1 rRNA gene is annotated in these 294 nt (G+C 54.1%); it reads left to right on the top strand.

From position 1 onward, the window contains the following. A 16S ribosomal RNA gene (locus tag H9X84_RS12855) occupies positions 1–275 on the top strand; the annotation flags it as partial. Positions 276–294: the final 19 nt, after the last annotated feature.

Here is a 294-nt window from a genome sequence, read left to right as displayed (position 1 = left end):
GACGTTAAGCAAATCACAAAAACCCAGTCCCAGTTCGGATTGTAGTCTGCAACTCGACTACATGAAGCTGGAATCGCTAGTAATCGCGAATCAGCATGTCGCGGTGAATACGTTCCCGGGCCTTGTACACACCGCCCGTCACACCATGGGAGTTGGAAGCACCCGAAGTCGGTGACCTGACCGTAAGGAGGGAGCCGCCGAAGGTGAAGCCAGTGACTGGGGTGAAGTCGTAACAAGGTAGCCGTATCGGAAGGTGCGGCTGGATCACCTCCTTTCTATGGAGTATAGGTTGAG

Origin of the sequence: Anaerotignum lactatifermentans (assembly GCF_016902535.1) — a bacterium.
Classification (GTDB): domain Bacteria; phylum Bacillota; class Clostridia; order Lachnospirales; family Anaerotignaceae; genus Anaerotignum; species Anaerotignum lactatifermentans_A.
This window is presented reverse-complemented; position numbering and strand designations above follow the sequence as displayed.